This is a genomic window from Nocardioides sp. LHD-245, from assembly GCF_030929495.1.
In the GTDB taxonomy this organism is placed as follows: domain Bacteria; phylum Actinomycetota; class Actinomycetes; order Propionibacteriales; family Nocardioidaceae; genus Nocardioides.
Genome location: NZ_JAVFWN010000003.1, coordinates 46,577 through 73,495 on the forward strand (window position 1 = coordinate 46,577; position 26,919 = coordinate 73,495).

A 26,919-nucleotide genomic window follows, 5' to 3' on the forward strand; every position below is an offset into this window, starting at 1 on the left:
CTAGCCCCGCCCGACGTCGGCCAGCAGGGACGCCGGCGGGACCGTGATCGTGCCCAGGTCCGGATGGATGATCGTGGCAGGCAGCGGGACCGGTACGTCGTCCGTGGCGTCGAGCGACGGCAGCTCACCCGGCAGCGGCACCTCGAGGAAGCTCATCCCCGCGGGTGCCTGGCCGCCCGGCAGGTCGGCCCCGGTCGCCGCCGGCTGGTCGCCGGCGCCGCAGCGGTCGAGGAGGTCGAGCGGGAGGAGCGACAGCCCGGCCGCGTCGGCGACACAGTTGCCGGTGGCCGGGGCGAGCGCGTCGGAGGTGTTCGCGAGGTCGACCCCGTTGCCGCGGAAGGCGTTGCCCTCCAGGGTGTTCCCGGTGCTCGGGACGTCCTCGACGCTGTCGAGGAGCACGCCGGCACGCGGGTTGCCGGCGACCAGGTTGCGCACCAGGCGGTTGTCCTGCCCGCCGCCCACGCCGATGCCGATGCCCCAGCCGCCGTCGGCCTGGGTGGGCGACCGCGCCTCGCTGTTGTCGGTGATGACATTGCCGGCGACCAGGTTGCCGCGCTGGGGGACGAACGCCTCCTGGTAGTTGGAGGTGAGGGTCATCCCGACCCGGTTGTCGCTGAACCGGTTGCCGACGATCGACAGGGAGTCGGATGCGTTGGCGTTCTCGAAGCCGACCGCGTTGCGGGCGGTGACATTGCCGGCCACCACGGTGTCGCACTCACGGCACTGGCCGACGTAGATCCCGCTGTCGGCGGAACCCGACGCCCAGGAGTCGACGATCATGCCGTGCCGCGTGTTGAACGCATAGATGCCGTAGAGGCCGTTGTTGGTGGCGGTCACGTGGTCGATCCGGAAGCGCTCCAGTGGCGGGAAGCGCTCCGGGTCGAACGACTCGTAGCCGTCCTGGCCCGGGGTCAGCACGTCGCGGCCCTCGTGCACGCCGGTGAACAGCACGCCGTAGAGCGTCGTACTGGTGACGGTGAGGTTCTCGACGGTGACGCCGTCGGCGATCACGACGATCCCGGAAGTGCGCCGGCCCTCGCCGGTGATCACCACCGCGTTGCGGTCGGTGCCGCGGATCGTGACACCCGGCACCTCGACCAGCACCTGCTCGGGATAGGTGCCGGGGCCGACGAGGACGAGGCCGTCCTCGGCGACCGACTCCAGCGCCTCGCCGAGGGTCGGCGCGTCCTCGGGGACCCGCACGACCTCGGACCGCTCTGCGGCGGGGGCCGCCGGCTCCGGATCCTCGTCGGCGGAGGAGCACCCGCCCAGCCAGGTGGCGCCGAGGAGAACGGCGAGCAGCGTTGCGGCAGGTCGGACTGCGGACACGGGCGACCACTGCTCCTTCGTACGTCGGTGCGCAGGCCCACGGTAGTCAGCCCCGGGCTCCCGCGGCGCACGGCCCCACCGGCCAGCTGCGGACGGGTGAATTCGGGTCACCCCGATGGCGAAGGCGTGGGCGACTGCCGAAAGCCGCGCGTTCGTGCAGATCAGTGGTGAGAATGGTCGATCCGCGTAAACTTTCTCCTTGATCTGCGCGGACGCACAGAACAAGGAGGTCTCATGTCCAAGGAACGGAGATCCCGCGCTGATCTGCGTGTACGCGCGGATCAGCGCGGCGCGCTCGCCGCCGTGGTCTTCGCCCGTCGCGAGGAACTCGCCCTGCGCCAGGACGAGCTGGCCGACCTGTCGGGTTGCTCGCCGCGGTTCGTGCACGATCTCGAGAGGGGCAAGGCGACTGTCCAGCTCGACAAGGTCCTCGCCGTCCTCGACGTCCTGGGGCTCGGCCTCGGCGTGGTCGAGGGGGTGAGCGGGATCAGCGTCCCGCCGGCCGCTCAGCACCTCCTCGGGCCGGTGCCGTGAGCGACCGTCCCGCATCCAAGGATGTCCTGCGTGCCGATGTCTACAAGGGGGGCGTCCTCGCGGCCCACCTCACCAGGACTCCGGACCGGGTCATCTTCGCCTACACCGCCGACTGGCTCCGCAACGCAGGGCCGGCCATCGCGACCACGCTGCCTGTCGTGCCCGCGCCGGTGGAGACCGTCGGTGGTGCCGTGCCTGCCTTCTTCGCCGGGTTGCTCCCCGAGGGGCGGCGGCTGTCGGCGCTGCGCCGCGCGGTGAAGACCTCGGTCGATGACGACCTCTCGCTCCTGGTGGAAGTCGGCAGCGATCCGGTCGGCGATGTCCAGGTCGTGCCCGAGGGTACGCCGCCCGAGCGGGTCGGGGCCCATCTGCAGGTCGCCTCCTTCGCTGACCTCCGGTTCGCCGACGTACGCGCCTCGGTCGACGTCGCGGTGGACCACACCGCGCTCGCCGGCGTGCAGGACAAGGTGTCCCTCGCCATGATCAACGTGCCTGTCACGGCGGAAGGAGCGTCATGGATCCTCAAGTTGAATCCGCCGGAGTACCCCCGACTGGTGGAGAACGAGGCCTTCTTCCTGGGCTGCTCCGCGCGCTCCCGGATCGCTACCGTCTCCGGCGAGCTTCGGAGCGATGCCGAGGGTCAGGCCGGGTTGGTGGTCGAGCGGTTCGACCGCAAGACAGACCGCGACGGGCTGCGCGCCTTCGCGGTCGAGGACGGCTGTCAGGTGCGGGGACGCTATCCCGCAGCGAAGTATCTCGGCAGCCTGGAGGAGACGCTCGGCGCGCTGGCGGCGGTGTGCGCCGCCCCCCGCCCGGCGGCACTCGAGCTGCTGCGGCAGGCCACCTTCGCCTACCTCACCGCCAACGGCGATGCGCACGCGAAGAACTTCTCGGTGCTCGCCGACACCCGGGGTCGCTATGCGCCGGCGCCGGCGTACGACCTGCCGTCGTCGCAGCCCTACGGCGACGCGACCCTCGCGTTGTCGGTGGACGGCGCACGGGACGGCAACCTCACCGGTGCCCGGTTCCGGGCGCTGGGGGCGGCCCTCGGGCTGCCGGAGCGGGCCGCCCGGCGTGCCGTCGCGGAGACGGCCGACGCGGCGGACGACTGGCTCGACGACGTCACGTCCCTTCCCTTCGACCGAGATGTCACCCGCAAGCTGCAGCGCGTCATCGCCCACCGCCAGCGCTTGCTGCGCACTCCCTGAGCGGAATCTGACCGGACACCGAGGTCAGGGGAGGCGGGCGGCCGGCGCGGCGTCGGGCCCCAGGCAGACCGCGACCAGCTCGCCGGCGACCTCGCCGCTGAACACCGCCCAGCCGCGGTCGAAGGAGACCAGCTTCGTCGTGCCGCCGGGCGTGCGGACGATCGCCTTGCGGGGGATCACGCTGCGGTCGAAGCCGGTGACCGAGCAGCGATTGGCCTGCATCATCGCGTCGAGCGGTCCCGACGACATGTCGAGATGCGACGTCGGACCGGCCGGCCGTGGCGACGCCGACGGGCTGATCGCCCCGAAGCCGACGAGCAGGGTGAGCGCGGCGACCGTGATCGCCGTGCGGACAGCGTGGACCGCCACCCGGACCCACCCCAGGGACGCGACGGAGTCGTTCACGACGTCCCCCTTGCCAGCTTGCTGATCGCCCGGAGCCGGGCCTTTCCCCACTGTCGATCACAACGACCGCGGGCCGCTCGGGTCACGACCGCGTGACGCGTCCGACACGCCCGCACGGCAGGATGGCATCCATGACCTGGTTCGACGCTCCGGCCGACGCGGCCGCCCGGCTCGCGACCGCCGGCTATCTGGCCGACGCCGCCACCGCGACCACCACGTACCTCGCGGGCGCACTAGAGAAGCCGCTGCTGCTGGAGGGGCCGGCCGGCGTCGGCAAGACCGAGCTGGCCAAGGCCGTGTCGCGCGCGACGGGCGCCGACCTGGTCCGGCTGCAGTGCTACGAGGGTCTCGACGAGGCGCGGGCGCTGTACGAGTGGAACTACAAGAAGCAGCTGCTCCGCATCCAGGCCACCAACGCCGGTGGCACGGCGGCGGGCGGCGTCGACTGGGACGCGACCCACGACGACATCTTCTCCGAGGAGTTCCTGCTGACCCGGCCGCTGTTGACGGCGATCCGCCGCGAGGAGCCGACCGTGCTGCTCATCGACGAGGTGGACAAGACCGACATCGAGGTCGAGGGACTGCTGCTCGAGGTGCTCAGCGACTTCCAGGTGACCATCCCCGAGCTCGGCACCGTCGCGGCGACCCGCCGGCCGTTCGTAGTCCTCACGTCCAACGCCAGCCGCGAGCTGTCCGAGGCGGTCAAGCGGCGCTGTCTCTACCTGCACATCGACTACCCGGACGCCGCGCGTGAGCGGCAGATCCTCCAGCAACAGGTGCCCGACCTCGACGGCCGGATCGCCGAGCAGCTGGTGGCGACCGTGGCCCGGCTGCGGGAGCTGGAGCTGAAGAAGGCACCCTCGATCGCGGAGTCCGTGGACTGGGCGCGGACCCTGATCGCACTGGAGATCCGCGACCTCGACGCGAAGGCGATCGCCGAGACCCTCGGCGCCGTCCTCAAGCACCAGTCCGACCACGAGCGCGCGGTCAAGGAGCTCAAGCTCGCCCGGGCTTGAGGCCGTCGTGACCGAGTACGCCGAGCAGTCCGGGCTCCTCGACCGCCACCTGGCGTTCGTCGAGGCGTTGCGGGGCGCCGGACTGTCCGTGTCGCTGGCCGAGGACATCGACGCCCTGGCCGCGCTCGGCGCGGTGCCTTGGGGCGACCGGGCGACGGTGCGTGATGTCTTCGCGGCCACCTTGGTCAAGAAGCAGGCGCAGCGGACGACCTTCGATGCGCTCTTCGACGTCTACTTCCCCGCGATGGTGGGCGACGGGGCCGCCGCCGTCGGCGGCGACGAGGCCGGCGGCCCCGACGCGGGCGAGGGGGCGGTCCGGGACAACGCGACCGCGCTCGTCGACTTCCGCGACCGCCTCGCCGAGGCCCTCGAGGCGCAGGAGATCGACGAGGCGGAACTACGCCGGATGGCGGCCGAGATGGTCGGGGTCTTCGGCGCGATGCCCGGCCGTGGGCCGGGTCTGTCGTCGTGGTCCGCCTACACCGCGCTCCAGCGCGTCGCTCCGCAGGAGCTGGTCGACCGGCTGGTCGCGGGACTGATGGGCGAGGGCGCCGACGAGGAGGACACCCGCCGGCGGGCCAACCGTCGGATCGGCTCCTTCACGGCGATGGTCGAGGAGGACGCCCGCCGCCGCATCGCGGAGGAGAAGGGACCCGACCACGTCGCCGAGGTCGCGATCCGCCCCAGCATCGACAAGCTGGCGTTCATGGCGGCCCGGCGCACCGACCTCGAGGAGATGCGCAAGGAGATCTTCCCGCTCGCCCGCCGGCTCGCGACCCGCCTCGCCAAGGAGCAGCACTCCCGCCATGCGCGCACGGCCCCGCTCGATTTCCGGCGTACCGTCCGGGCCTCCATCGCCACCGGCGGTGTCCCCGTCACCACCCACCATCGGCCCAAGCGCCCGCATCGCACCGACCTGGTCGTGCTCTGCGACGTCAGCGGCTCGGTGGCGAACTTCGCCCAGTTCACGCTGCTCTTCGTGTTCGCGCTGCGCGAGGTCTTCCAGAGCATGCGGGCGTTCACGTTCATCGACCACGTCCACGAGGTCACCGGGCACTTCCGCCCCGGCGCGGATCCCGTGGACGTGCTCGCCGATCTCTCGGCCAGTGCCAGCCACGCGGCGCTGTGGGGGCGGACCAACTACGGCCGGGCGTTCACGAAGTTCGAGGAGGCGCACCTCGACGCCCTCACGCCGAAGACCACGCTGCTCATCCTGGGCGACGCCCGCTCCAACTACAGCGACCTGCACGAGGACACCCTGAAGAGGCTCACCGGCTCGGTCAAGCGGGCGTTCTGGCTCAACCCCGAGCACGAGCGGAACTGGGGCACGGGCGACTCCGCCGCGCCGACCTACGGCGAGATCGTCCGGATGATCGAGTGCCGCAACCTCACCCAGCTCAGCGAGTTCGTCCACGACCTCGCCTGGTGAGCCCCGACCCGGCGCAGTCTGAATCTGAGATGGCGCCGACCCGGCGCAGATTGAATCGGAGACGGCGCCGACCCGGCGCGGGACTCTGCGTGGATGCGGAGAGATGAAGCTCGAGCACCTCCTGAGCGCCGAGCTCCCGGTGGGACGACCGCCACCCCGGTGGCAGGGGCATCGTCGCCCAGGGCGCGAGCGACCATCCGTCGGACACCAGGAAGGCCCGGAGGGCGCCCGGTGTGTTGAGAACGGTGACCTGGAGCCGGGCGCCGAACGGAGCGCCGCCGACGATCCGCAGAACGGCAGTCCCCACCACGGACGCCGCCGGCTCACCGACGGTGGCGGTGTCGTCGCTCTTGACCGTGAGAGTGACGGAGCGCGATCGCGCGTCGGTCATGGCGCGCGCCAGCCACGGGTTCAGATGAGGTTGCATCGCGCTGAGGGAGACGACCTGTCGTAGGTAGTGCTCCTCGCGCCCGCACCGCTCGCGGACGGCCGGGTCGTCGGGGTCGTCGATGCCGGCACCGATCCGCTTCAGCACCTCCAGCGAGGCGTGGAGCTCCGCGGCCGTCCAACGACGGCGGGCCGTCGTGCGGGCGTGAACGGTGGCCGTCGCCAGGCGAAGTCGCCGGACCTCGCGCTGCTCCTGGTGCAACTGCGCGGTCATGGTGCCGAAGAGTCGGTGGAGCTCGGCCATGCCCGCGAAGAGGCCGAGCTGGGCCAGGGCCCACGCGGGCACGGCGGTCGGCGCGGCGGTGCCCGCTCCGGCCACGGTCACGCCGCCGGCCACGGCCACGCTGCTCGCCAGGAGCACCGAGGACGCCAGCAGCACGCTCGGCGCTCGACGCTGTGGACGACGGCGCGCCAGCGGCATCGACAGCAGCGGGGTGACGCTGAGCGCCTGCCAGTAGCTGACGGGTGTGGTGGCGGCGTCCGGGACCAGGGCGCCGAAGGTGAAGAGCGGCGGGATCGCAGCCGCGTAGGTGCAGGTCAGCCACCGCGGGGCCCGGTTCGTGCGCCGGGTGGCGACGTACTCCGCTCCCCCCAGCACGATGAGCGAGCCGACCATCGCCGCCATCGGCCAGCGCTGCGGTGAGGGCGTCACCGCGGTGATCACCAGGCCGACGCCGATCACCAGCCCCATCCAGATCTGAGAGGCCGCTCGCCCCAGGACGGCATGGGAGGCGCCCGGCTCGACCACGGCAGTGGGCTCGTCGCCGCGCAGGGGCCCGTCGAGGGCGCAGCGCAGCGTGACGGTCGTGCCGTCGCCTGCTCGGGTGGCGATGCTGGTGGTGAAGCCGACGTCGCGACCCCGCCCGACGACGGACTCCGCCAGGCCGCGGCCTGGTACGAGCAGCCCGTCGAATCCGCGGCCCCGGTCGGCGACGCTGCACACCAGAGTTGAACCGGAGAGGCGGACATCGACGACGACGCGCTCGGCGCCCGAGTGCTTCTCGGCGTTGCGGATCAGCTCCGCGACGGCACTCCGCAGCCCGAGAGCGGTCGGGCGGGGGAGCAGGGCGCTGTAGCGCCGGAACTCCCGGTCGTTGAGGCCGGTGCGTCGGACGGCGATGGCTGGGTGGTCGACCAGCGGCTGTCCGATGTCGTCGCCGACCGTCTCGCGGTCACGGAGAAGACGCGACTCGACGGTGGCCGCGTCCCGGCGGCACTGGGCGCGCAGCGTCGGGCCGTCGGACTTCCACGACCGGGGAGACGCCAGCGCACCCAGCGTGTTGATGGCGGTGTCGTGAACCGTGCGCGCGTCCTCGGCGATCTCCGCCGCCACCGCCTGCGCGACGGCGGCGGCGTGGAGCGCCTGCTCCTCGATGACACCTTCGGTGTCGAGGCGCGCGGCCAGGAGAAGCAGCTGGGCGCGCATCAGCGCGGCAGCGGCCGCGATGGTGAGTGCCAGCACCAGGCCCACGACCAGCGAGCCGCCGTCGAGCGACAACGTCCGTGCCCCCAGGACGAGGCCGATCAGCGCCAGAGCGGCAGTGGCGGTGGCCTTCCGGAAGGAGAGGACCAGAAAGGGCGTGGCCGCGGTGAGGACGGAGGTCCACGTGGTCACGAAGCCGAAGGCGTCTCCGGCGTCGGCGATCGCGCGGTAGTCGAGGAGCAGCAGCGCGTAGAGCGCGACCAGGAGAGCGACGACGCGCGGTGTCCGGTGCCGGGCCGCGAGGGCGAACAGGCCGAGGGCGAGGTGCAGCAGGACCAGGAGGGCCGGTGATCGCGTCGTCGTGGAGGTCAGGACCGCCCAGACCATCACCAGCTGCCACAGGGCCAGTCCCCGGGACACGGCGCCGCGGAGGGATCGACGCACGGTCCAGCCGGCCCGGCGCACCACCACCGGTGACGCGGAGCCGACGGTCAGGTCCGCGGGGGAGTGCACGCGACCATTCTCACAAGAGGCGTTGGGGCCGGTCGGCCGAGATCCCCCGGATGATCGGGTGCCGCCGCCGCACCCGGCTCAGCGGCGCGCGGCGTACCTGTCGAGCGGCCGTTGTCCGGTCAGCTCGCCGATCGCCTCCATCAGTGCGTCGGTCGCCTCCCGCACCTCGCCCTCGCGTACGTCGACCGGTGCGCCGACCGCGACCGTGACCCGCCCGCGGCGCCAGCTCCGTGGGTCGCCCGGACGGGCGGATCGACGGCCTCCGTCCCGAGCAGGCCGACCGGCAGCACGACGGCGTCCGGCACCGCCCGGGCGACCCGGACCACCCCGGTGTGGCCGCGGTGGAGCCGGCCGTCGGGGGAGCGGGTGCCCTCGGGATAGATCGCCCACACCCCGCCGTCGTGCAGAAGGCCCTCCGCCGCACGCAGGGAGGCGGCCGCCGCGTCCCCGCCGGCCCGGTCCACGGGGATCTGACCGGTCGCCGAGCACAGCCAGCGGTCCACCCGGCCGCGCAGCCCGGTGCCGTCGTAGTACTCCGCCTTCGCCAGGAACCGCGGCTGCCGCGGCAGCACCAGCGAGAGCACGAAGGAGTCGACCTCGGCGCGGTGGTTGGCCGCCACGATCACCGGGCCGGTCGCGGGGAGGTGGTCGAGGCCGGTGACCCGCGGGCGCGTGTACCAGCGGACCTCGGGCCCGAGGAGGACCCGTCTCAACACCCAGAACCACATGTGTGCTCCTCCCGGCCGACGGCCCGTAGACATTGTCTACTGGCAGTCTGCCCGATGCTCGTAGACAATGTCTACGTGGATCCGCGCGACCGCCTCGTCACCGTCGGGACCGAGCTACTCGAGGAGCACGGCCTGGCCGGCATCTCGCTGCGCTCGATAGCGAGCGCCGCCGGGGTGTCCCACGGGGCCCCGCGCCGCTACTTCCCGACCTACCACGGTCTGCTCGCCGCCATCGCCCGACGCGGCCTGGAGGAGCTGGACGCGCGGATCGCGCCGGCCCTGGCCGACGACGACCTGCGCCGCGCCGCGCGGGCCTATCTCGACTTCGGCCGACAGCGCCCGGAGCTCTTCGCGCTGTGCTCCCGGCACGACCTCCTCGAGGGCGCCGGCGGCGACCTGCGCGAGATCACCGGTCGGTGGTTCGCCGACCTCGGCGCCGTCGTGGCCCGCACCACGGGCCGGTCCCCCTCGCCCGAGCAGTGCCTCGCGCTCTGGTCGGGTGTGCACGGACTGGCCGCGCTCACCAGCCGGCGCGCCACCGAGCCGACCGGCGTCGATCCGGTCGCCGCGTTGGACGTCCTGCTCGCGTGGGTGACCTGACCGGAGTGGGGCTCGGCCACCGCTCGGCGAGGTTCCGGCGTACGTGACCAGCCTGCCTGGGGCAGGCGGTCGACGAGACGAGCGCCGTTCAGGCGGTGAACTCCAGGGTGTCGTCGGCCACCGGCTTGCGGAAGACCAGCACGTCCTTGAAGTAGTTCATCTTCAGCCGCCAGGGGAAGGTCGCCCCCTGCTTGGGCAGCGCGTCGATGGAGCGCATGACGTAGCCCGCCTCGAAGTCGAGGAAGGGCTCCTCGGCGACCGCCGGGTCGCGGCGGGGCACCACCATCCGGGTGCCGGTGCTCTCCATGTGGCGCAGCACCTTGACGACGTACTCGCACACGAGGTCGGCCTTGAGGGTCCACGAGGCGTTGGTGTAGCCGATGATGAACGCGAAGTTCGGGATGTCGCTGAGCATCAGGCCCTTGTAAGCCATGGTCTCGGCGGGGGTGATCTTGGTGCCGTCGATGCCGAGGGTGGCGCCGCCGAAGATCTGCAGGTTGAGACCGGTGGCGGTGACGATGATGTCGGCCTCGAGCTCCTTGCCCGACGTCAGCAGGATGCCCTTCGGAGTGAACCGTTCGATGTGGTCGGTGACGATGTCGACCGTGTGGTGGCGCAGCGCCTTGAACAGGTCGCCGCCGGGGACGGCGCACAGCCGCTGGTCCCAGGGGTCGTACGGCGGCTTGAAGTGCTCGTCGAAGCTGACGTCCTTCGGGAGCTGGCGCTCGAGCAGCTTGCGCAGCAGGGCACGCGACTCCTTCGGCCGGGCCTGGCAGAACTCGTAGAACGCGATCCGGCTGGTGAGGTAGCGGGTGCGTACGAGCGTCTGCGCGACCTTGTCGGGCAGCCGCTTGTACATCTGCGCCGACACCTTGTCGTACGTCGGCTGGCTGATGATGTACGTCGGCGTCCGCTGCAGCATGGTGACGTGCCCGGCGCCGGAGTCGGCCAGTGCGGGGATCAGCGTCACGGCGGTGGCGCCCGAGCCGATGACGACGACGCGCTTGCCCTGGTAGTCGAGGTCCTCGGGCCACAGCTGCGGGTGGACGATCCGGCCCTCGAAGTCCTCGGCGCCCGCGAAGTCGGGGGTGAAGCCCTCGTCGTAGCGGTAGTAGCCCGACGTCGACCACAGGAAGCTCGACGTGAGCTCGATCGTCTCCCCGGTGTCGGTCCGCTCCACCGTCACGGTCCAGCGTGCGTCCTCGGTGGAGAACTCCGCGTGCACCAGCCTGTGGTGGTAGCGGATGTGGCGGTCGATGCCGTTCTCGGCCGCCGCCTCCCGGAGGTAGTCGAGGATGTCGGGGCCGTCGACGATGGCCTTGGCGCCCTTCCACGGCTTCCAGCCGAAGCCGAGGGTGTGCATGTCGGAGTCGGAGCGGATGCCCGGGTAGCGGAACAGGTCCCACGTGCCGCCCAGGGAGTCGCGCATCTCGAGGACGGCGTAGGACTTGCCGGGGAACGCCTGGCTCACGTGGTACGCCGCATCGATGCCGGACAGCCCGGCGCCGATGATCAGCACGTCGAGGTGCGTGGTCGCGTCAGTGGTCTGGCTCATTCAGGCTTCCTTGACGTTGAGGAGCTGCTCGATGGGGAGGTCGGGCACCTCGATCCGGCGGGAGGCTGCGAGACCTTCGATCTGCAGCCAGGTCACGTCGGCGAGCAGCCGGGTGAACTGTGGGGCCGGCGGACGCAGCTCCTCGCGGGAGCTCCAGTTGCGCACGGCGGCGATCACGCCGCCGACGAGCAGGAAGACCCACGGCGTCAGCGCGTCGCGGTCGTCCTCCTCGACGTCGGCATCGAGGACGGCGAGGAAGCCGCCGATGACGAGCTCGATCTGCTCGGCGATCTGGCCGATCGCGGCGTCGAGCGGCTTGGTGGTGGCGCCCGCGATGTCACGCTCGGCGAACCTCATCAGGGCCACGTTCTCGGCGCCCCAGCCGACGTACGCGCCGATGATCCGGTGCACGATGTCGCGCGGGGTGCCCTCCAGGGTGACCGCGGCGAGCAGCAGCTCGCCGGCCCGGTTGCAGATCTCCTGCTGGATGGCGACGTCGAGGTCGGTGCGGTCGTCGAAGTAGCGGTAGAGGACGGTGCGGTGGACCGACGCCTCGTCGGCGATCTGCTGCACGCTCAGCTCGGCGCCGGGCTCGAGGTCGCGGGCGAGCACCGTGACCGCTGCCTCGATCACGGACTGCCGGCGGTCGGCGTTGTGCTGCTGCCAGCGCCGTTTGCGACCGTCGGTCTGGTCTCGTTTGGCCGTCCCCACGGCGACACCTCCTCGCACCGTCACGATGCCGACACCGTACGACGAAGTAGCCCGCGGCGGCGGGTCGCGACCGGCCCGGCGGAGACCGAGCGCTGCTCGTCGACGTCGGTGATCTTGGCGCGGGGCCGGCCGGCGCGGGCCCCGCGCTCGCGCTCGGCGGCGTCGAGCCGCTGCCACGCGGCGAGGTCGGCGGACCGGGGGTGCCGGGCGGCGACCAGGGCGGCGACGGCGGCCGCCGACCCGGTCGGCGCGGGAAGGCCGGTGTCGAGGTCGTCGAGGATCGTCTCGACGCACTCCTGGGCGTCGGTCTTGTTGGTGCCGATGAAGCCGACCGGGCCGCGCTTGATCCAGCCGACGACGTAGAGCCCGGGCTCGACGCGGCCCCGGTGGTTCGGCACCGTCGCGGTCCGCTCGTCGAACGGCAGGCCGGCGACCGGGGTGCCGCGGTGGCCGACCGAGCGGACGACCAGGCTCGTCTCGACGGTGCGTATGTCGTCGGTGGCGACGGCGCGGACCGTGCCGTCGGCGTCCGCGACGAGCTCGTTGCGCGCGACGCGGACGCCGGTGACCCGGCCGTCGACGCCGAGGATCTCGACGGGGGAGGTCGTGAAGGAGAGCACGATCCGCCGCTTCGCGGAGGTCGGGTCGACGGACCGCTCGGCGAGCTCGCGGAGCAGTACGCTGCGCTGGTCGGTGCCGGCGAGCAGCGCGGGGTCGGCGTCGACGATCACGTCGACGTCGTCGAGCGCGGCGAGGCCGATCAGCTCCGGCACCGTGAACGCCGCCTGGGCGGGACCGCGCCGGCCCAGGACGACGACCTCGCGGACCCCGCTCGCCCGCAGCCGCTCCAGCGGGCCGGGGGCCAGGTCGGTGCGCTCGAGGACGTCGAGCGGGCGGGACAGGATGCGGGCGACGTCGAGCGCGACGTTGCCGTTGCCGACGACGACAGCGCGTCCCGACGGGTTGGTCGCCGCCGTCAGCGGGACCTGGAGCTCCTGCTGGTCGGGATGGCCGTTGTACCAGCCGACGAGCGCGGTCGCGGGGATCGAGCCGATCAGGTCCTCGCCGGGGATGCCGAGGCCGCGGTCGGCCGAGGCGCCGACGGCGTAGACGACCGCGTCGTAGTGGGCACGCAGATCGGCGAGCGTCACGCCGTCGGCGCGATCGGCGGCGACCTCGACGTCGAGGAAGTAGCGGAACCGGGGCTGCCGCTCGATCGCCTCGAACAGCCGGGTGACCAGCTTGGTCGAGGCGTGGTCGGGCGCGACGCCGTGCCGGACCAGGCCGTACGGCGTGCGCAGCCGGTCGTAGACGTCGACTCCGTCGATCTCGGGGTGCTTGAGCAGCTCGTCGGCCGTGTAGAGCCCGGCCGGACCGGCGCCGACCACCGCGACCCGGAACGGCCCGGGGCGGGTGAGCCGCCGCTGCTGGGGCACCAGCGCGACCGGGGTCCGGTCGGCGTGCGGGAAGGCGTCGTAGTAGGACGCGTTGAGGTCGACGAAGGGCAGCTGCTTGGTCGTCAGCGCCGCGTCCGGCACCATGGCGCCGACCGGACAGGCCGTGGCGCAGGCTCCGCAGCCGACGCAGGCCGCCGCGTCGACGTACACCATCTCGGTGGTGCCGAAGCCCGGCTCACCGGGCGCGGGGTGGATGCAGTTGACCGGGCAGGCGACGACGCACGAGGCGTCGGCGCAGCACGACTGCGTGACGACATAGGCCATGGCGCGGGCTCGGGCGTCCGGCTCAGACCGCGGCGGACTTGGGCTCGCTGCGGAAGCGCGAGGGGCGGCCGTCGATGCCGAGGACGCGCCACACGCGGCGCGAGACCCGGTTCATCAGGCCGAGCTCGTCGGCGAGCATCCGGACGTCGCCGAAGGTGTCGCGCAGGAGCTTCTCGGACTTCTCGGACTTCCAGTAGACCTCGCGCATGACGCTCTTGGGGATGCCGAGGTCCTTCCGCATCTTCGGCGTCGGCTTCATGATCACGTCGCACAGGACGCGCATGATCACGGGGTAGGCCAGCGACAGGCCGAACCGCTGGAGGGCGCCGTAGTCCTTCGAGCGCTCCACCAGGTAGGAGTGGGCGAAGCCGATGTGGCGCGCCTCCTCGGCCACGTGGATCTGCATGACCCGGGTGACCATCGGGTGCATCTCGTGGCCCGAGCGCAGCACCGACTTCTGCAGGTAGTCGATCGGCTCCTCGCCGGCGAGGATGCCCATGAAGAAGATGTTCGGCAGGCCGCGCCCGGCCAGCGCCAGCAGCGGGGCGACCTTCACGAACCAGCCGGGGCCGCCCTGGACGTCCATGCCGATCCGGTTCACGCCCTCCTGGAACATCTGGGTGTGGTGGCACTCCTCGGTCACCTCGTGCGTGGAGTAGCGGAACTCCGCCTGGCCGTTGGGCATGCCGATCAGGTGGTTCATCACACCGGAGATGAGCAGCTGCTCGAACTGGAGGCCGACCTTCATGATGTTGGCCATCCGGTACATGCCGATCTCGATCTGCCGCTCCCGGGGCAGCGACTGGTACCACTCCGTGCCGCCGAGGGAGTCGATCGCGGGCAGGATCCAGCGCGGGTCGTCCGGGACGACCTCGAACTCCGGGCTGTCCCAGGCGATGTCGAGGAAGGCGTCGAAGTGCTGGTGGACCGACGCCTCGGAGAGCACCCGCAGCGTGTCCTGGTAGCTCAGGCCGGCCAGGTCGCTCGGAGCAGGGGTGTCGATCGGGGCGTCGGCGGTCGCGGTCATGGTCGTCGATCCGTTCTCTTCGGCGAAAGCGGGAGCGTACATGCTGTTAGCGCAACAACATGTTGCATACATTGACCCCGGTTTTGTCAAGTGAATCGGGCGAAGACGTCCGCATGACCGAGGCTCGACCGCCGGGGTGTGACGGGGATCGCCCGAGACGCGGCGGTATCGTCCGGCTCCTGGTCCACGCGGGAGCGGGAGGGTGGCGAGCGGTGCAGCTGGTCGACGACGGGGAACCGAGCCGGTTCGTCCAGATCTGGGTGAGCGAGGGGACCGGGGAGTGGGTCCGCCGGGAGGGGGTCCTCGGCCGGACCGGCCGGATCACCGAGCTCGGTCTCGCCGCCGACGCGTCGAGCGCCGCGGAGCTCGCGGCTCCCTATCTCGCCGACGGGTTCGCGGAGGTCGACGACGAGTTCCGGGCTTGGATCGTCGTGCAGTACCCCACCCGCGACAAGCGCTCCGACGAGCGCCTGATCGACCACGCCAGCGAGTGGCTGGCGGCGGTGCTCGACGAGCGCGGACTCGGCTACGTCGACGGCTACGACCGCGGCAGGCGCGGCGGTGACGGGAGGCTGGTGGTCAACCTGTACGCCCGCGTCGTCGACGCCGGGGCCGGCTGCGAGGCGGCGATGGCCGCGCTGCGCAGGGGCCGGGCCGACGAGCGCCGGGCGACGATCGCGCACCGGCCTCCCGACGGCGAGGAGTGGACGGTCCGCTACGCCCGGACCTCCGGCAAGCTGCCCGGGGACTTCAGCATCTGAACGGTTCACCTACCGGATTTGTCGTCCGACCGGCCCCGCGACGACGAATTGGGTAGGTGAACCCGCGACCGCGGGCGTCAGGCTCCGGGACGCAGGTAGCCCTGCTCGCGCCAGCGGGCCACCGCCGCGACCAGGTCCGGGTGGTCGGCGCGGTCCGCCGCCCGCCCGCCCGCGACGAGAGCGGGGACGTCGGGGTCCGACGCGGCGTCGTACACGACGGTGACGCGGTTGGCGGCGCCGGCGTTGATGAGTGAGCCCAGGAGGGCGACCGGGTCGTTGCGGTCCTCGAGCGAGAGCAGCCGCACGTCGTCGGGAAGCCGGGCCAGCTGGGTCGAGGGCGCCTCGGCCGTGACGACCTGGTCGACCGCGAAGCCGGGCAGCTCGGTGCGGGTCGCCACCTCGAGGGCGACCGAGCCGCCGCTGCCACGGCCGACCAGCATCACCCGCACCGGCGCGTCCCCGGGCTCGGTCCGCCCCGCCGCGGCGGAAAGGGCGCTGACCACGGCGGCCGCCTCGCTGGACAGGTCGCCGGACACCAGGCGCAGCCGCCCCGGGACGGGGGCGGGCGCGGGTGCTCCGGACAGGAAGGCCAGGAGCCGGCCGGGCGCGACCCGGAGGATCCGGACCGGGTCGCCGTCGGCGCTGCCGTCGAGCAGGGTCATCAGGTCGCCGAGGCCGACCGGCGCCTCCGCCGGGTCGTCCACCGCGGCGGTCGACGGCGTCGGCTCCGCGATCCCGACCGCGACGTCGCGCAGGGCGGCGCCCCAGTCGTCGGCCAGGGGGGCGATCCCGGCCGCCCGCAGGCCGCCGGCCCGGGCGGAGCGCCCGGCGCCGCCGGCGAGCACGCCGACGGTGAGCAGGCCGCGCATCTGCAGGCTGTCGAGGACGCCGCCGCCGGTGGTGACGTGCTCCATCAGCTCGGGGTTGGCCTCGGCCAGCTCGCCGAGGTAGGCCGCGACGCCGTCGCGGTCGAGGGCATCGGTCTCGATCAGGCCGGCGGCGACGATGGCCCCGCCGAGATTGACCTCGGGCGCGAGATAGCCGATCGCCCTGCCGGCGATCGAGCCGAGCGTCTGGTACGCCGCCGCCTGGAGCTCGTCGATCCAGCGGTAGGTCATCACCGTCGCCCGCAGCACCAGCGCGTCGGCGTCGAGCTCGATGGACCGGCTGAGCAGGCTGCCCTTGCCGGAGGTCGCGGCGCGCACCTCCTCCTCCGCGATCGCCCAGGTGGTCGGGGAGAGCGGCGCCGCGTCGACGACCTCCGGGTCGACCAGCACGTCGGCGCCGAGCTGCGACCACTCCCGCATCTGGGCGCCCGCGTCGTCGAACAGGTCGGCCAGGCGCAGCATCTGGTCGTACGGCCCGTCTGGGCCGAGCGTGTCGGAGATCGAGCTCGCCGCACGGTCGCTCGCTCCGCTCGGACCGCGGGCGTCGCGCGACGCGGCTTCGCCGCCGTCCGCCACGCTGCCGGCCATGCGGCCGAGCTCGGTCTCGTGGGCGTCGGTCATCGGATCGCCTCCCCGAGGGCCGGCGCGACGAGCAGGGAGAGGTCCTCCGGCGCCATGGCCCGGACCTCGAGCCGGAGCACGCCCTCCTCATGGTGCGGGCGCAGCGCGCGCCAGCCGTTGGCGAGCAGGGTCCAGGAGACGACGCCCACCGTGTCGACCTCGGCGCCGGACACGTCGGCGACCAGCGCCCGCAACCGGCCCTGCGCCTCGCCCGCGAGCGCCGTCAGCACGCCCACGGCCGCCTCGTCGGAGAGCGGGCCGCTGCGGGTGCGCACCGATCCGCCGTGGCGCGCCACGAGCACGGGCAGCAGGTCGCCGCGTCCCGACCCGCTCGCCTCGGCGGCGGCGTCGGCCAGCTCGAACGGCAGGTCGACGTACGACGGCACGGTCGACTCCCCGAGCTCGACCTCCTCGGACACCGCGGCGACGCGGGCCAGCTCGCCCGACCAGGCGTCCGTCGCGAACCAGCCGAGCTCGAACACGATCCCGTCGACGGTCGCGAGGGAGGCCACGGCACCACCCTCCTGGCGGTGCCACACCTTCGCCTGCACGCCGGCCATGGTGATGTCGATGTCCAGGGCGAGGCGTGGCGCGGCCAGCAGGCCGATCGCCCCGGCCAGGCCGGGATCGAGGACGCCGTCGGCGAGCAGGCCCCGGCGCTCGAGTGACTCGGCCGGGTCGTGGAGAGCGTCCACGGCCCTGCGGAAGGACTCGTCGTCGAGGGCCGCAGGACTCTGTCCGAGCCGGGCCTGCATGGCGTCGGTCGCCTGCGCGTCGGCGATCTCGAAGGGCAGCGGCGCGTCGCCGGCCAGCCGTGCGGCGTGCTGGAGCTCGGCGAGGTTGAGCCCGATCCGGCGGGGCGCGGCGGCGAGCGCCCCGCCGTCGGCGCCGGGTCGGGCCACGGCCGGGACGGGAGCCAGGCCGGTCAGGTCGATCGTGGGCATGCCGGGGCTCAGCGCTCCAGGCCCGGGATGTCGACGGCGAGCCAGTCGCGGTGGCCGGTGGGCGGAGGCGTGAACGCGACGAGCACCTCGTCGAGCGGGTCGGGCGAGATCCGGGGGCCGTCGCCGGTCTCGTTGCGGGCGGCGATCGCGGCGATCCGGGCGCGGGCGTCGGCGACCAGGGCGGTGACCCGGGCCTCAGTGGCGGCGATCTCCTCGCGCACGGCGTCGACGCTCTCGGCGTGGTCGGCCAGGGCGTCCGCGGCGTCGGTATGGCGATCGGCGGCCATCCGGAGGTGGCTGGCGCGGTCGGTCACGCGCTCGCGCATCGCCTCGGCGGCCCGTCCCGTCCAGCCCAGGCCCTCGACCCGGGCGACCAGCTGGTCGGCCAGGGAGCGCACGTCGGCGCCCTGATCCCGCAGCTGGCCGGCGCGACGCCGGATGACCTCGCTGTCGCCGTACATGAGACGCGCCCTTCCCCTAACCCGGCCCGGTCAAACCCCCGAGCTCGCAGCCCCCTTCCTACAGGCTGCCGTCGAGACGGTCGAGCGCGGCCGTGATGTCCTCGGCCGTCCCGGCGAAGCTGAACCGCAGGAACCGGCCGCCGTCGACGGTGTCGAAGTCGATCCCGGTCGCGACCGCGACGCCGGTGCGGGCGAGCAGGTCGCGGCAGTAGGCCATCGAGTCGGTGGTGAGGTGCCCGACGTCGGCGTACGCGTAGAACGCGCCGTCCGCCGGCGCCAGCCGGGTGAAGCCGAGGCGCTGGAGCCCGTCGAGCAGCAGGCTCCGGTTGCGGGCGTAGCGCCGCACGTGGCCGTCGAGCTCGGCGTACGCCGCGTCCTCGAACGCGCCGAGCGCCGCGTGCTGGGCGAGCACGGGCGGGCAGATCGAGAAGTTCCCGGTCAGCACGTCGACCGGCCGGCGCAACCGCTCGGGGGCGAGCATCCAGCCCAGCCGCCAGCCGGTCATCGAGAAGTACTTCGAGAACGAGCCGAACACGACCGCCTCGCGCGAGGTCTCCCAGGCGCAGGCGGCGCGGGAGCCGGCGTACTGGATGCCGTGGTAGATCTCGTCGGAGACCAGCTGCACCCCGTGGTCGGCGCACCAGCGCGCGATCGCGGCGAGCTCCTCGGGCAGCAGCATGGTGCCGGTCGGGTTGGCGGGGCTCGCCACGACGAGGCCGTCGAGCGGTGTGCGCGCATGCGCCTCGGCGAGTTGCTCGACCGTGGGCTGGAACCGGGTCTCGGGGCCTGTCGGGATCTCGACGACCGCGCAGCCCAGCGCGGCCAGCACGTTGCGGTAGCAGGGATATCCGGGCCGGGCGATCGCCACCCGCGCGCCCGCGTCGAAGGCCGCCAGGAACGCCAGCAGGAAGCCCCCGCTCGACCCGGTCGTGACGACGACGTCGTCGGGCTCGACAGCGAGGTCGTACGTGCGGCGGTAGTGGCTCGCGATCGCCGTGCGCAGCTCGACGATGCCGGTCGCGGTCGTGTAGCCGAGCGGGTCGCCACCGCCCAGGAGCCGGATCGCCGCGGCGTTGACGCTCGCCGGCGCGCCCGTGCTCGGCTGGCCCGCGACCAGGTTGACCAGGTCGCCGTGGGTGCGCTGCCGCTCGGCGGCCGCGGCCAGCAGGTCCATCACGTGGAAGGGCGGGACGTTCGCCCGGGCGGCGGCGGTCAGGCGATCGGTCACGCCGTCGACCCTAGCCAGGCCGCGGGGCGAGCGTCGTACCGGACATTCGAGTCGTCTCCGGGGCGAATCGCAGCCGGAACGTCCGGTACGACGACACCCGGGCGAGCTGTCCAGATGTTGACAAGGTGTCGAGAAAATCGGAAAGATCATTAGGGTTGCCTAACCTAGGCGTCACGAAAGGCACTCCCACATGCTGTCCGGATCTCCACGTCGGCGCGTGGCCCGTTGGGCCCTCGCACTGGCCTCCGCAACGAGCCTCGGCTCGCTCGGACTGGTCACCGTCGCCACCGCGCCGGCCCAGGCCGCCGTCACCCCGATCACCGCCGGTCCCGGCCTGGACTGGGGCGTCAAGGCGTCCTGGCGCACCTATATCGGCGAGGGGGGAACCACCCTCGCCGACGGGGCCACCCGCAACGAGGACGGCACCTTCCACTTCCCCGTCGCCGGCGGCTCGTACGACGACGCGACCCGCACGACGCTGCTCGAGCTCGACGGCTCGGTGGAGTTCCTCGGTCACTGCCACGGCATCGGCGGCACCCACGCGCGCCCCTGCGACCTCGACCTCACCTTCAGTGACGTGCGGGTGGAGATCTCCGAGGACCGGGCGAGCCTCTTCGTCGACGCGGCGAGCCGGCCGATCGCCGGCGGCGACGTGGTCACCTTCGACGACGTCGCGCTCGTCGACCTCGACGTCGAGGACGCCGAGCCCGTCGTCGCCGGCGGCACCGCCCGCTGGTCGGACCTGGCCGCGACCATGACGCCGGACGGCGAGCGGATCTTCAACTACGCCGCCGGCACGGTGGTCGACCCGGTCACGTTCGCGTACGCCGGCCCCGGCGGCCGACCGGTCGGCGAGACCTGGGACGTCGCCGGCCAGACCGTCTACGAGGCCGTCGCGGCCGACCCGCAGCCCTCCGCCCTGCCGAGCCGCATCGTCGGCCGGCTGAGCAGCGGCGAGCTGGTGGGCTGGAGCAGCGCCACGTACCAGATCGCGGTCCTCGACCCAGCCACGTTGGCGCCGCTCAGCGCCTGGGTGGGCGGACCCGGCGTCACCGGCAACATCCTGCGCGACTCGATCGCCATCGACCCGGCGACCGACACGATCTTCGCGTCCAATGTGACGAACAACCTCGACGACCGGCGGCTCGCCACCTTCCACTGGGACGGCAGCACGCTCGCGATGACCGAGGTCGCCGGCGGCTATGCGCCCGATCTGGTCGCCGACAGCGGCAGCGGCGCCACGTGGGACGAGGCCAACGACCGTTACGTCATCGCGCGCACCCGGTCGGCCACGGCCACCGATCTGTGGGAGGTCGTCGACCTCGCCGGTACCTGGACCGCCCGCAAGCTCGGACCGGTCACCCTGAGCAGTCCCGGCGCGTCCACGTGGGAGAACGCGATCGTCAACCTGGTGGCCGTCCCCGACGGGGCGAACAAGTCGGCGATCCTCGCCACGAGCCTCTTCGGCGTCCGTCCGCTCCAGCGTCTCGCGCAGGTCGGCTCGGCCTTCCGCGGTGAGCCGCTCGCCGAGGCCGGTGACATCCTGCCGGACCGGATCCTGCGCACCCGCGACGGCGTCTATGCCGTGGCCGGCGCCGACAAGGCCGTCTTCATCCCGCTCGTCGGGTACGCCGATGCCCGCCGTCTGGGCACGGCGACCGACCCGGTCTCCTTCCTCGTCGGCTCGGACTCCAATCGGAACCGCAGCATGCTCACCGTCGACGAGGCGAGCAACACGTTGATCGGGGTCACCGACTCCAACCAGAACGTGACGCGCGTCGAGCGGGGGCAGATCGTCTCGCGAGGTGGCCTCACCACCGGTGCCTACGGCGACAATGCCCTGCTCGGACTGGATGCGGACGGCGACATCCTGGGCGTCCGGGGCGGCCAGTTGGAGACCCTGCGGGTGATCGCGCAGAGCCCCGCCTTCACCCAGCAGCCCTCCGCTCCGGTCGCGGACCTGACCGGCGCGTCCGCGACGGTCACCATCGCCGCCGAGGTCACCGGCACGCCCGCGCCGGCGCTCATCTGGCAGACCCGGATCCCGGGCCAGCCCTGGGCCGAGGTCACCGCGGGGGCGGACGGCGCCACCCTGACCGCCGTCGTCACCGCCGCCGACCTCGGTCGTCAGTACCGTCTCGTCGCCGAGAACGCCGGCGGCCGCGTGGCCAGCGACCGGGTGAGCCTGTCGCTGCGGACGCCGCCGCGGATCATGGTGCAGCCCGCCGACGTCAGTGTCGCTCCGGGAGAGGACGTCGAGCTCAAGGTGATGCCCGACGGCACGCCCGCGCCCGACGTCCGCTGGCAGCAGCGGATCGGCGGCGTCTGGCACGACGTACCCGGACAGGACGCGGCCACGCTGCGCCTGGAGGACGTCGACGCCAGCCTGTCCGGCACGGCCTTCCGGGCCCGGCTGAGCAATGCCGTGGGCAGTGTCGTCAGCGACCGGGCGACGGTCACCGTCGCGGCGCCGTCGACGGATCCGCGGGAGATCACCGGCGGGACGGTCGACTGGGGCGTGAAGGCGTCCTTCCGCGGCTACATCGGCGGCCCGATCGCGCACGGCTCGGTCACCACGGAGGGCGGCGTGGTCGTCAACGACGACGGCAGCTTCGCGTTCCCGGTCGTCGACGGAGCATGGGACCCCGCCGGCACCAGCACCGTCGAGCTCGGCGGCTCGGTCCACTTCACCGGCCACGACACCGGTGCCGGCCCGCAGCTCGACCTGCGGATCACCGACCCCCGGCTGGTCATCGGCGCCGACGGCTCGACCCTGGTGGCCGACGTCGTCTCCCGCGGCCTGGCGAGCGGCGAGCTCGCGACGTACGACGACGTGGTGCTGGCCGATCTCGCCACCACCGACCGGGTCCGCGCCCTCGGCGACACGCTGAGTGTCGTCACGGTGCCCGCGTCGCTGACCGCGGCCGGCGCGCCGGCGTTCGCCGACTTCTACCCGGCCGGGACCGAGCTCGACCCGATCGACGGGACGATCGAGCTCGGCGCGGTCATCGAGGAGCCGGGCACCGAGCCCGAGCCGGTCGGGACCACGACCGGGCTGCTCGTGGCCGGCGCGACCCCGTACGGCCAGGAGGTCGGGGTGCAGGTGGCCGTCCGCGCGGCCGACCGGCGCGCGGTCGACGGCACGGTCGAGCTCGGCCTGGCCGGCCGGACCTGGACCGTGCCGGTCGTCGACGGCGTCGCCTCGACGGCGGTGCCCGCCGGCACCGCGCCCGGCGTCCACCGTCTGGAGGCCCGGTTCCCGGGCGCGGACGGGCTGCAGGCGTCGTCGGGCGTCGGCCGGGTGCAGATCGCGAAGGCGACGCCCGGGGTGCGGGCGACGCTCCCGAAGAAGCGCGTGAGCCGCACGGCGCGCGCGAAGGTGGCCGTCGTGGCATCGCTGCCGGGCAGCCCGCTGCCGGTGACCGGCCGGGTGGTCGTCCGGGTCGACGGCAAGGTCGTCAAGCGCGGACCGCTCGCGCCGAACGTCCGGGGCCGGACCGTCCTGCGGCTGCCCCGGCTCTCCGCCGGCACCCACCGGGTGACCGTCACGGTCGCGGCCGACCCGCGGTTCCGGGCGGCGACCAGCAAGGCGGTGGTCCTCCGGGTGCGCTGACCCGGCGCAGATTGAACGGTCAGGCCCGCCGACCCGGCGCAGATTGAACTCCCCTGTGCGCCGGGTCGGCTACGGCGCGTCGCTGGGCACCTGGGCCCGTGCGGCGGCGTGCCGGCCGGCCCGCCGGCCGAAGAAGGATCCCTCGCCGAGCTGGGTGCCGGAGCAGTAGCCGGCGCCGTCCTGGGCGATATTGGAGGCGCAGGCGCCGGCGGCGTACAGGCCGGGGATGACCGAGCCGTCGGTACGACGGACCTCGCCGTCGACGGTCGTGGCCATGCCGCCGATGGTGAAGCCGGCGTACAGCGCGACGCCCAGGGACAGGTCGAGCACCGCCCACGGGCCGGCCGTCTGCGGGGCGATCCAGTCGGGGTGCTTGTGGAAGTCGGGGTCCTCCCCGCCGGCTGCGTTCTCGTTGTAGCGGGTGACCGTCGCGACCAGCGACCCGCTCGGCATGCCGAGGCCGGCCTCCATCTCCTCGAGCGTCTCGAAGCCGTCCTTGAGGGGGACGAGCGGCATGTGGTCCTCGCCGAGGTGCTCGCTGTCGACGATGAGGTAGGCGACGGCGTCCGGCTGCTGCATCACCTGGTACGACGTCCGCGCGTGGTAGCTGTCCTCGGCGACGAACCGCTGCCCGTCGCGGTTGACGATGATCCCCTTGCAGCGCGAGGACGGCGGGTAGAAGGGCGCGGTGATGAAGGGCTCCTCCATGTGCTCCAGCGCGGCGCCGACGGACTCACCGAGGCGGATGCCCAGCCCGTCGTCGTACGTCGAGCCCAGGGTGAACAGCTTCGAGCCGAGCGCGGGGGTGTAGCGGGCGACCATGTCGGCGTTCATCACGAAGCCGCCGGCGGCGATGACCACGCCGCCGGCGCGGACCACTCCGTGTCGCTCGAAGGAGCGCCAGCCCACGCCCACGACAGCGTCCCCGTCGACGACGAGGTTGCTCGCGCCGGTCTCGTAGCGGACCTCGACGCCCGCCTTCTCGCACTGCTCGCGCAGCAGGTCCATCACGATCCGGGTGCCCTCGGTGTCGCCCGGGACCGGCACCTTGTGGCCGCGGGGCGCGGGCGCGACCTGCTCGCGGAACGGCCAGACCTTCTCGTTGCCGGTGAACATCAGCCCCTCCGTGCCGGGCTGGATCACCGCCTTGCCCGGGAAGTACGAGCGCTCGAACTCGAAGCCGAGCTCCTCGAGCCAGTCGAAGTGGGCGACGGAGCCCTCGCAGTAGGCGCGGATCTTGTCCTCGTCCGGGTCCTTCGTGCTCGCCATCAGGTAGCCGACCATCGCCTCGACCGAGTCGTCGTGGCCGGTGGCCCGCTGCACCGCCGTACCGCCGCCGAGGTAGAAGTGCCCGCCGGACATGGACGAGGTGCCGCCGTGGACGGCGGCCTTCTCCAGCAGCAGCGCCCGGGCACCGGTCCGGGCGGCCTCGAGCGCCGCGCAGCCGCCGGCGATGCCGAAGCCGACCACCACCACGTCGTAGCGCTCGGCGTCGTCGGTCAGCACGGTCGCCGGGAGCGCTTCGGGAATGGCCAGGCCGGCCGGGACGTTGATGCTCGCAGATGTCACGCCCTGAAATCTAGAACATGTTCTACCGATAGACTAGGGCCCCGCCACCCGACGAGAGCCGAGTGCCAACTACATGTCCTTCGACGTCCACCAGCTCGACACGTTCCTGCTGATCGGCGCCGGGGTCACCTTCCTGGCCGTGCTGGCCGTGCGGATGTCGTCCGGGGTCGGGCTCCCCAGCCTGCTCGTCTATCTGCTCATGGGCGTGGCCCTCGGCGAGTCCGGGCTGGGCATCGGCTTCGAGGACGCCCAGCTCGCGCACGCGATCGGGTTCGGTGCCCTCGCGGTGATCCTCGCCGAAGGTGGTCTCACGACCAACTGGCGCGATGCCCGCCCGGCGATGCGGATGGGCGTGTCCCTGGCGACCCTCGGCGTGGTCGTCTCGATCGCCGTGGTCGCCGTCGGTGCGCATTTCCTCCTCGGGCTCTCCTGGCAGCTCGCCATCCTGCTCGGCGCCGTCTGCTCGCCGACCGACGCCGCGGCCGTCTTCTCGGTGCTGCGTGTCGTCCCGCTCCCCAAGCGGATCACCGGCACGCTGGAGGCCGAGTCCGGGCTCAACGACGCGCCGACGGTCGTCCTCGTCACCCTGGTGTCGTCCGGTGCCGTCGGCGAGTACGGCCTGCTCGGCACGACCGGGATCGTCCTCTACGAGCTCGTCGCAGGCGTCGCCTTCGGTCTCGCGGCGGGCTTCGGCGGCGCCTGGGTGATGCGGCGCGTGGCGCTGCCGTCGTCCGGCCTCTACCCGATCGCGGTGCTCTGCCTGACGCTCATCGGCTACGGCGCCGCGGCCGCCGTGCACGCCAGCGGGTTCGCCGCCGTGTACGTCGCCGCGCTCGTCCTGGGCAACGCCGACCTGCCGCACCGCGCGGCCACCCGGTCGTTCGTGGAGGGCCTGGCCTGGCTGGCCCAGATCGGGCTGTTCGTCATGCTCGGTCTCCTGCTCTCTCCCGGGCGCCTCTCCTGGGAGACCATCGGCATGGCCGTGGTGGCCGGCACCCTCCTCACCTTCGTCGCCCGGCCGCTCTCGGTGGTGGTCAGCTCCGTCGTCCGGCCGATGAGATGGGCGGAGCTGGCGTTCCTCTCCTGGGCTGGCCTGCGGGGGGCGGTGCCCATCGTCCTCGCCACCATCCCGCTCGCCGAGGGCGTCGACGGCGCGACCCGGCTCTTCGACATCGTCTTCGTCCTCGTCGTCCTCGACACCCTGATCACCGCGCCCTCCTTGCCCCTCACCGCCCGACTGCTGCGGGTCGCGCGGCGCTCGGAGCCGCGTGGCATCGAGGTCGAGGCCGCCCCGCTCGAACGGGTCGCCGCCGACCTCCTCCAGATCACGATCAGCCCGACGTCCCGGCTGCACGGTGTCGAAGTGGGCGAGCTGCGACTGCCGGTCGGCGCCAACGTGTCGATGATCGTGCGGGAGGGGCACACGATGGTGCCGGAGCGTCGTACCGTCCTGCGACACGGCGACGACCTCATCGTGGTCACCCCCCGCAAGCTGCGAGAGGCCACCGAGCGGCGGCTGCGCCAGGTCAGCGACGGTGGCCGTCTCGCGCAGTGGCTCGAGGACTGACCGCCGACCCGTCGCATCTGAACCTGCTGAGAGCGCCGACCCGGCGCGTTCGAACGCGCCGGGTCGGCGCGCACGGGGTCAGGACACGTCGTCGGGCCCGCTGCTCAGCGGCGGCATGCAGACGTGGGCGTCGCTGCGGGCGGTCACCGTCGGGTTGCCCTCCACGACGCCCTTGAAGCGCTTGCCGACGACGATCGTCACGCCGGGGTAGCCGGAGGGCTGGTCGACGACGTCGACGTCGGGGCCGAGGTACGACGCCAGCAGCAGTGCGGCGGGATCGTCGGGGTCCGCGGACCACACCTGGGCCGCGACCGGCCCGTCCGGGTCGACATCGCCGAGATCACCCTGGACGAACCCGAAGCCGGCCAGCTTGTCCATGGTGTCGCCGGCCAGGCCGTTGGCGCCGCCGCCGTTGAGCACGGTCACCATCACCTGCGGGGGCGCGACGTCGTCGCCCTCGGGGACCAGGGTGTCGGTGCAGGGGGCCGCCTCGACCTTCTCGGGGAACGGCTCGGTCACCCGGGACCAGCCCCAGGCGGTCCCGGCGACGAACACGACCGCCAGCGCACCCATGGTGACGGCCGAGCGGCTGCCCGCCTTGACGTCGAGACCCTCGGACACC

At 72.8% G+C, this 26,919-nt stretch carries 22 protein-coding genes; 8 read left to right on the forward strand and 14 right to left on the reverse strand.

The window, feature by feature from the left end; genetic code table 11:
• On the reverse strand, positions 1 to 1,329 hold the full coding sequence (locus RB608_RS05280) for a right-handed parallel beta-helix repeat-containing protein (protein ID WP_308086764.1): 1,329 nt from the start codon (positions 1,327 to 1,329) through the stop codon (positions 1 to 3).
• 234 nt (positions 1,330 to 1,563) lie between these two features.
• Here RB608_RS05280 and RB608_RS05285 point away from each other — a divergent pair, with 234 nt between their 5' ends.
• Entirely contained in the window at positions 1,564 to 1,863 is a 300-nt protein-coding gene (locus RB608_RS05285) for a helix-turn-helix domain-containing protein (protein ID WP_308086765.1), read from the forward strand.
• On the forward strand, positions 1,860 to 3,071 hold the full coding sequence (locus tag RB608_RS05290) for a HipA domain-containing protein (protein WP_308086766.1): 1,212 nt from the start codon (positions 1,860 to 1,862) through the stop codon (positions 3,069 to 3,071). Before RB608_RS05285 ends, RB608_RS05290 begins: the two co-directional genes overlap by 4 nt.
• A 24-nt stretch (positions 3,072 to 3,095) precedes the next feature.
• On the opposite strand, the gene RB608_RS05295 is transcribed toward RB608_RS05290, so the two are convergent.
• Entirely contained in the window at positions 3,096 to 3,476 is a 381-nt protein-coding gene (locus RB608_RS05295; protein ID WP_308086767.1) for a hypothetical protein, read from the reverse strand.
• A 122-nt stretch (positions 3,477 to 3,598) separates the two neighbouring features.
• Between RB608_RS05295 and RB608_RS05300 the strand changes: the two genes are divergently transcribed.
• Positions 3,599 to 4,492, forward strand: a complete 894-nt coding sequence (locus RB608_RS05300; RefSeq protein ID WP_308086768.1) for a MoxR family ATPase — start codon at positions 3,599 to 3,601, stop codon at positions 4,490 to 4,492.
• Between the two features lie 7 nt (positions 4,493 to 4,499).
• The gene (locus RB608_RS05305) at positions 4,500 to 5,921 is read left to right on the forward strand and encodes a VWA domain-containing protein (protein ID WP_308086769.1); all 1,422 of its coding nucleotides are present in this window, start codon (positions 4,500 to 4,502) and stop codon (positions 5,919 to 5,921) included.
• Here the strand turns inward: RB608_RS05305 and RB608_RS05310 are convergent.
• Positions 5,890 to 8,304 carry an ATP-binding protein gene (locus tag RB608_RS05310; RefSeq protein ID WP_308086770.1) on the reverse strand — a complete coding sequence of 805 codons (2,415 nt, stop codon included), beginning with the start codon at positions 8,302 to 8,304 and terminating at the stop codon, positions 5,890 to 5,892. The genes RB608_RS05305 and RB608_RS05310 overlap by 32 nt on opposite strands.
• Positions 8,305 to 8,444: 140 nt before the next feature.
• On the reverse strand, positions 8,445 to 9,032 hold the full coding sequence (locus tag RB608_RS05315) for a lysophospholipid acyltransferase family protein (protein ID WP_308086771.1): 588 nt from the start codon (positions 9,030 to 9,032) through the stop codon (positions 8,445 to 8,447).
• Positions 9,033 to 9,107: 75 nt separating this feature from the next.
• Between RB608_RS05315 and RB608_RS05320 the strand changes: the two genes are divergently transcribed.
• A complete protein-coding gene (locus RB608_RS05320) occupies positions 9,108 to 9,632 on the forward strand; it encodes a TetR/AcrR family transcriptional regulator (RefSeq protein ID WP_308086772.1) in 525 nt (174 codons plus the stop codon).
• A gap of 88 nt (positions 9,633 to 9,720) precedes the next feature.
• Here RB608_RS05320 and RB608_RS05325 read toward each other — a convergent pair whose 3' ends face one another.
• The 4 genes from RB608_RS05325 to RB608_RS05340 are packed head-to-tail and all read right to left on the reverse strand — an operon-like array spanning position 9,721 to position 14,646.
• Complete coding sequence (locus RB608_RS05325) at positions 9,721 to 11,187, reverse strand: NAD(P)/FAD-dependent oxidoreductase (protein ID WP_308086773.1); 1,467 nt, start codon at positions 11,185 to 11,187, stop codon at positions 9,721 to 9,723.
• On the reverse strand, positions 11,188 to 11,898 hold the full coding sequence (locus RB608_RS05330; RefSeq protein ID WP_308086774.1) for a TetR/AcrR family transcriptional regulator: 711 nt from the start codon (positions 11,896 to 11,898) through the stop codon (positions 11,188 to 11,190).
• Between the two features lie 20 nt (positions 11,899 to 11,918).
• The gene (locus RB608_RS05335) at positions 11,919 to 13,619 is read right to left on the reverse strand and encodes an FAD-dependent oxidoreductase (protein ID WP_308086775.1); all 1,701 of its coding nucleotides are present in this window, start codon (positions 13,617 to 13,619) and stop codon (positions 11,919 to 11,921) included.
• Positions 13,620 to 13,641: 22 nt separating this feature from the next.
• Complete coding sequence (locus RB608_RS05340) at positions 13,642 to 14,646, reverse strand: diiron oxygenase (protein WP_308086776.1); 1,005 nt, start codon at positions 14,644 to 14,646, stop codon at positions 13,642 to 13,644.
• A gap of 212 nt (positions 14,647 to 14,858) precedes the next feature.
• Between RB608_RS05340 and RB608_RS05345 the strand changes: the two genes are divergently transcribed.
• A complete protein-coding gene (locus tag RB608_RS05345; RefSeq protein WP_308086777.1) occupies positions 14,859 to 15,407 on the forward strand; it encodes a hypothetical protein in 549 nt (182 codons plus the stop codon).
• 77 nt (positions 15,408 to 15,484) lie between these two features.
• Here RB608_RS05345 and RB608_RS05350 read toward each other — a convergent pair whose 3' ends face one another.
• Genes RB608_RS05350 through RB608_RS05365 form a run of 4 tightly spaced genes read right to left on the reverse strand, consistent with a single transcriptional unit; the run spans position 15,485 to position 19,548 of the window.
• Positions 15,485 to 16,915 (reverse strand): hypothetical protein, encoded by a 1,431-nt coding sequence (locus RB608_RS05350; RefSeq protein ID WP_308086778.1) that lies wholly within the window; start codon positions 16,913 to 16,915, stop codon positions 15,485 to 15,487.
• The gene (locus RB608_RS05355) at positions 16,912 to 17,859 is read right to left on the reverse strand and encodes a hypothetical protein (RefSeq protein WP_308086779.1); all 948 of its coding nucleotides are present in this window, start codon (positions 17,857 to 17,859) and stop codon (positions 16,912 to 16,914) included. The genes RB608_RS05350 and RB608_RS05355 overlap by 4 nt, the downstream gene beginning before the upstream one ends.
• Positions 17,860 to 17,867: 8 nt before the next feature.
• Positions 17,868 to 18,320 (reverse strand): putative T7SS-secreted protein, encoded by a 453-nt coding sequence (locus RB608_RS05360; protein WP_308086780.1) that lies wholly within the window; start codon positions 18,318 to 18,320, stop codon positions 17,868 to 17,870.
• Between the two features lie 58 nt (positions 18,321 to 18,378).
• Complete coding sequence (locus tag RB608_RS05365; protein ID WP_308086781.1) at positions 18,379 to 19,548, reverse strand: pyridoxal phosphate-dependent aminotransferase; 1,170 nt, start codon at positions 19,546 to 19,548, stop codon at positions 18,379 to 18,381.
• A gap of 217 nt (positions 19,549 to 19,765) precedes the next feature.
• On the opposite strand from RB608_RS05365, the gene RB608_RS05370 reads away from it, so the two are divergent.
• Positions 19,766 to 23,161 carry an HtaA domain-containing protein gene (locus RB608_RS05370; RefSeq protein ID WP_308086782.1) on the forward strand — a complete coding sequence of 1,132 codons (3,396 nt, stop codon included), beginning with the start codon at positions 19,766 to 19,768 and terminating at the stop codon, positions 23,159 to 23,161.
• Between the two features lie 69 nt (positions 23,162 to 23,230).
• Here RB608_RS05370 and RB608_RS05375 read toward each other — a convergent pair whose 3' ends face one another.
• A complete protein-coding gene (locus RB608_RS05375) occupies positions 23,231 to 24,730 on the reverse strand; it encodes an FAD-binding protein (RefSeq protein WP_308086783.1) in 1,500 nt (499 codons plus the stop codon).
• Between the two features lie 73 nt (positions 24,731 to 24,803).
• Between RB608_RS05375 and RB608_RS05380 the strand changes: the two genes are divergently transcribed.
• Positions 24,804 to 26,297: a potassium/proton antiporter gene (locus RB608_RS05380; RefSeq protein WP_308086784.1), complete on the forward strand. Its 1,494-nt coding sequence runs from the start codon at positions 24,804 to 24,806 to the stop codon at positions 26,295 to 26,297.
• A 78-nt stretch (positions 26,298 to 26,375) separates the two neighbouring features.
• Here the strand turns inward: RB608_RS05380 and RB608_RS05385 are convergent, their stop codons facing one another.
• Positions 26,376 to 26,918 (reverse strand): LytR C-terminal domain-containing protein, encoded by a 543-nt coding sequence (locus tag RB608_RS05385; RefSeq protein WP_308086785.1) that lies wholly within the window; start codon positions 26,916 to 26,918, stop codon positions 26,376 to 26,378.
• Position 26,919 lies beyond the last annotated feature (1 nt).

What these genes read in the sequence shown, in the direction of transcription:
- RB608_RS05285 (WP_308086765.1), top strand. Translation starts at nt 1,564, where the DNA reads ATGTCCAAGGAACGGAGATCCCGCGCTGATCTGCGTGTACGCGCGGAT.
- RB608_RS05300 (WP_308086768.1), top strand. Translation starts at nt 3,599, where the DNA reads ATGGCATCCATGACCTGGTTCGACGCTCCGGCCGACGCGGCCGCCCGG.
- RB608_RS05315 (WP_308086771.1), bottom strand. Translation starts at nt 9,032, where the DNA reads ATGTGGTTCTGGGTGTTGAGACGGGTCCTCCTCGGGCCCGAGGTCCGC.
- RB608_RS05325 (WP_308086773.1), bottom strand. Translation starts at nt 11,187, where the DNA reads ATGAGCCAGACCACTGACGCGACCACGCACCTCGACGTGCTGATCATC.
- RB608_RS05335 (WP_308086775.1), bottom strand. Translation starts at nt 13,619, where the DNA reads ATGGCCTATGTCGTCACGCAGTCGTGCTGCGCCGACGCCTCGTGCGTC.
- RB608_RS05340 (WP_308086776.1), bottom strand. Translation starts at nt 14,646, where the DNA reads ATGACCGCGACCGCCGACGCCCCGATCGACACCCCTGCTCCGAGCGAC.
- RB608_RS05350 (WP_308086778.1), bottom strand. Translation starts at nt 16,915, where the DNA reads ATGACCGACGCCCACGAGACCGAGCTCGGCCGCATGGCCGGCAGCGTG.
- RB608_RS05355 (WP_308086779.1), bottom strand. Translation starts at nt 17,859, where the DNA reads ATGCCCACGATCGACCTGACCGGCCTGGCTCCCGTCCCGGCCGTGGCC.
- RB608_RS05360 (WP_308086780.1), bottom strand. Translation starts at nt 18,320, where the DNA reads ATGTACGGCGACAGCGAGGTCATCCGGCGTCGCGCCGGCCAGCTGCGG.
- RB608_RS05380 (WP_308086784.1), top strand. Translation starts at nt 24,804, where the DNA reads ATGTCCTTCGACGTCCACCAGCTCGACACGTTCCTGCTGATCGGCGCC.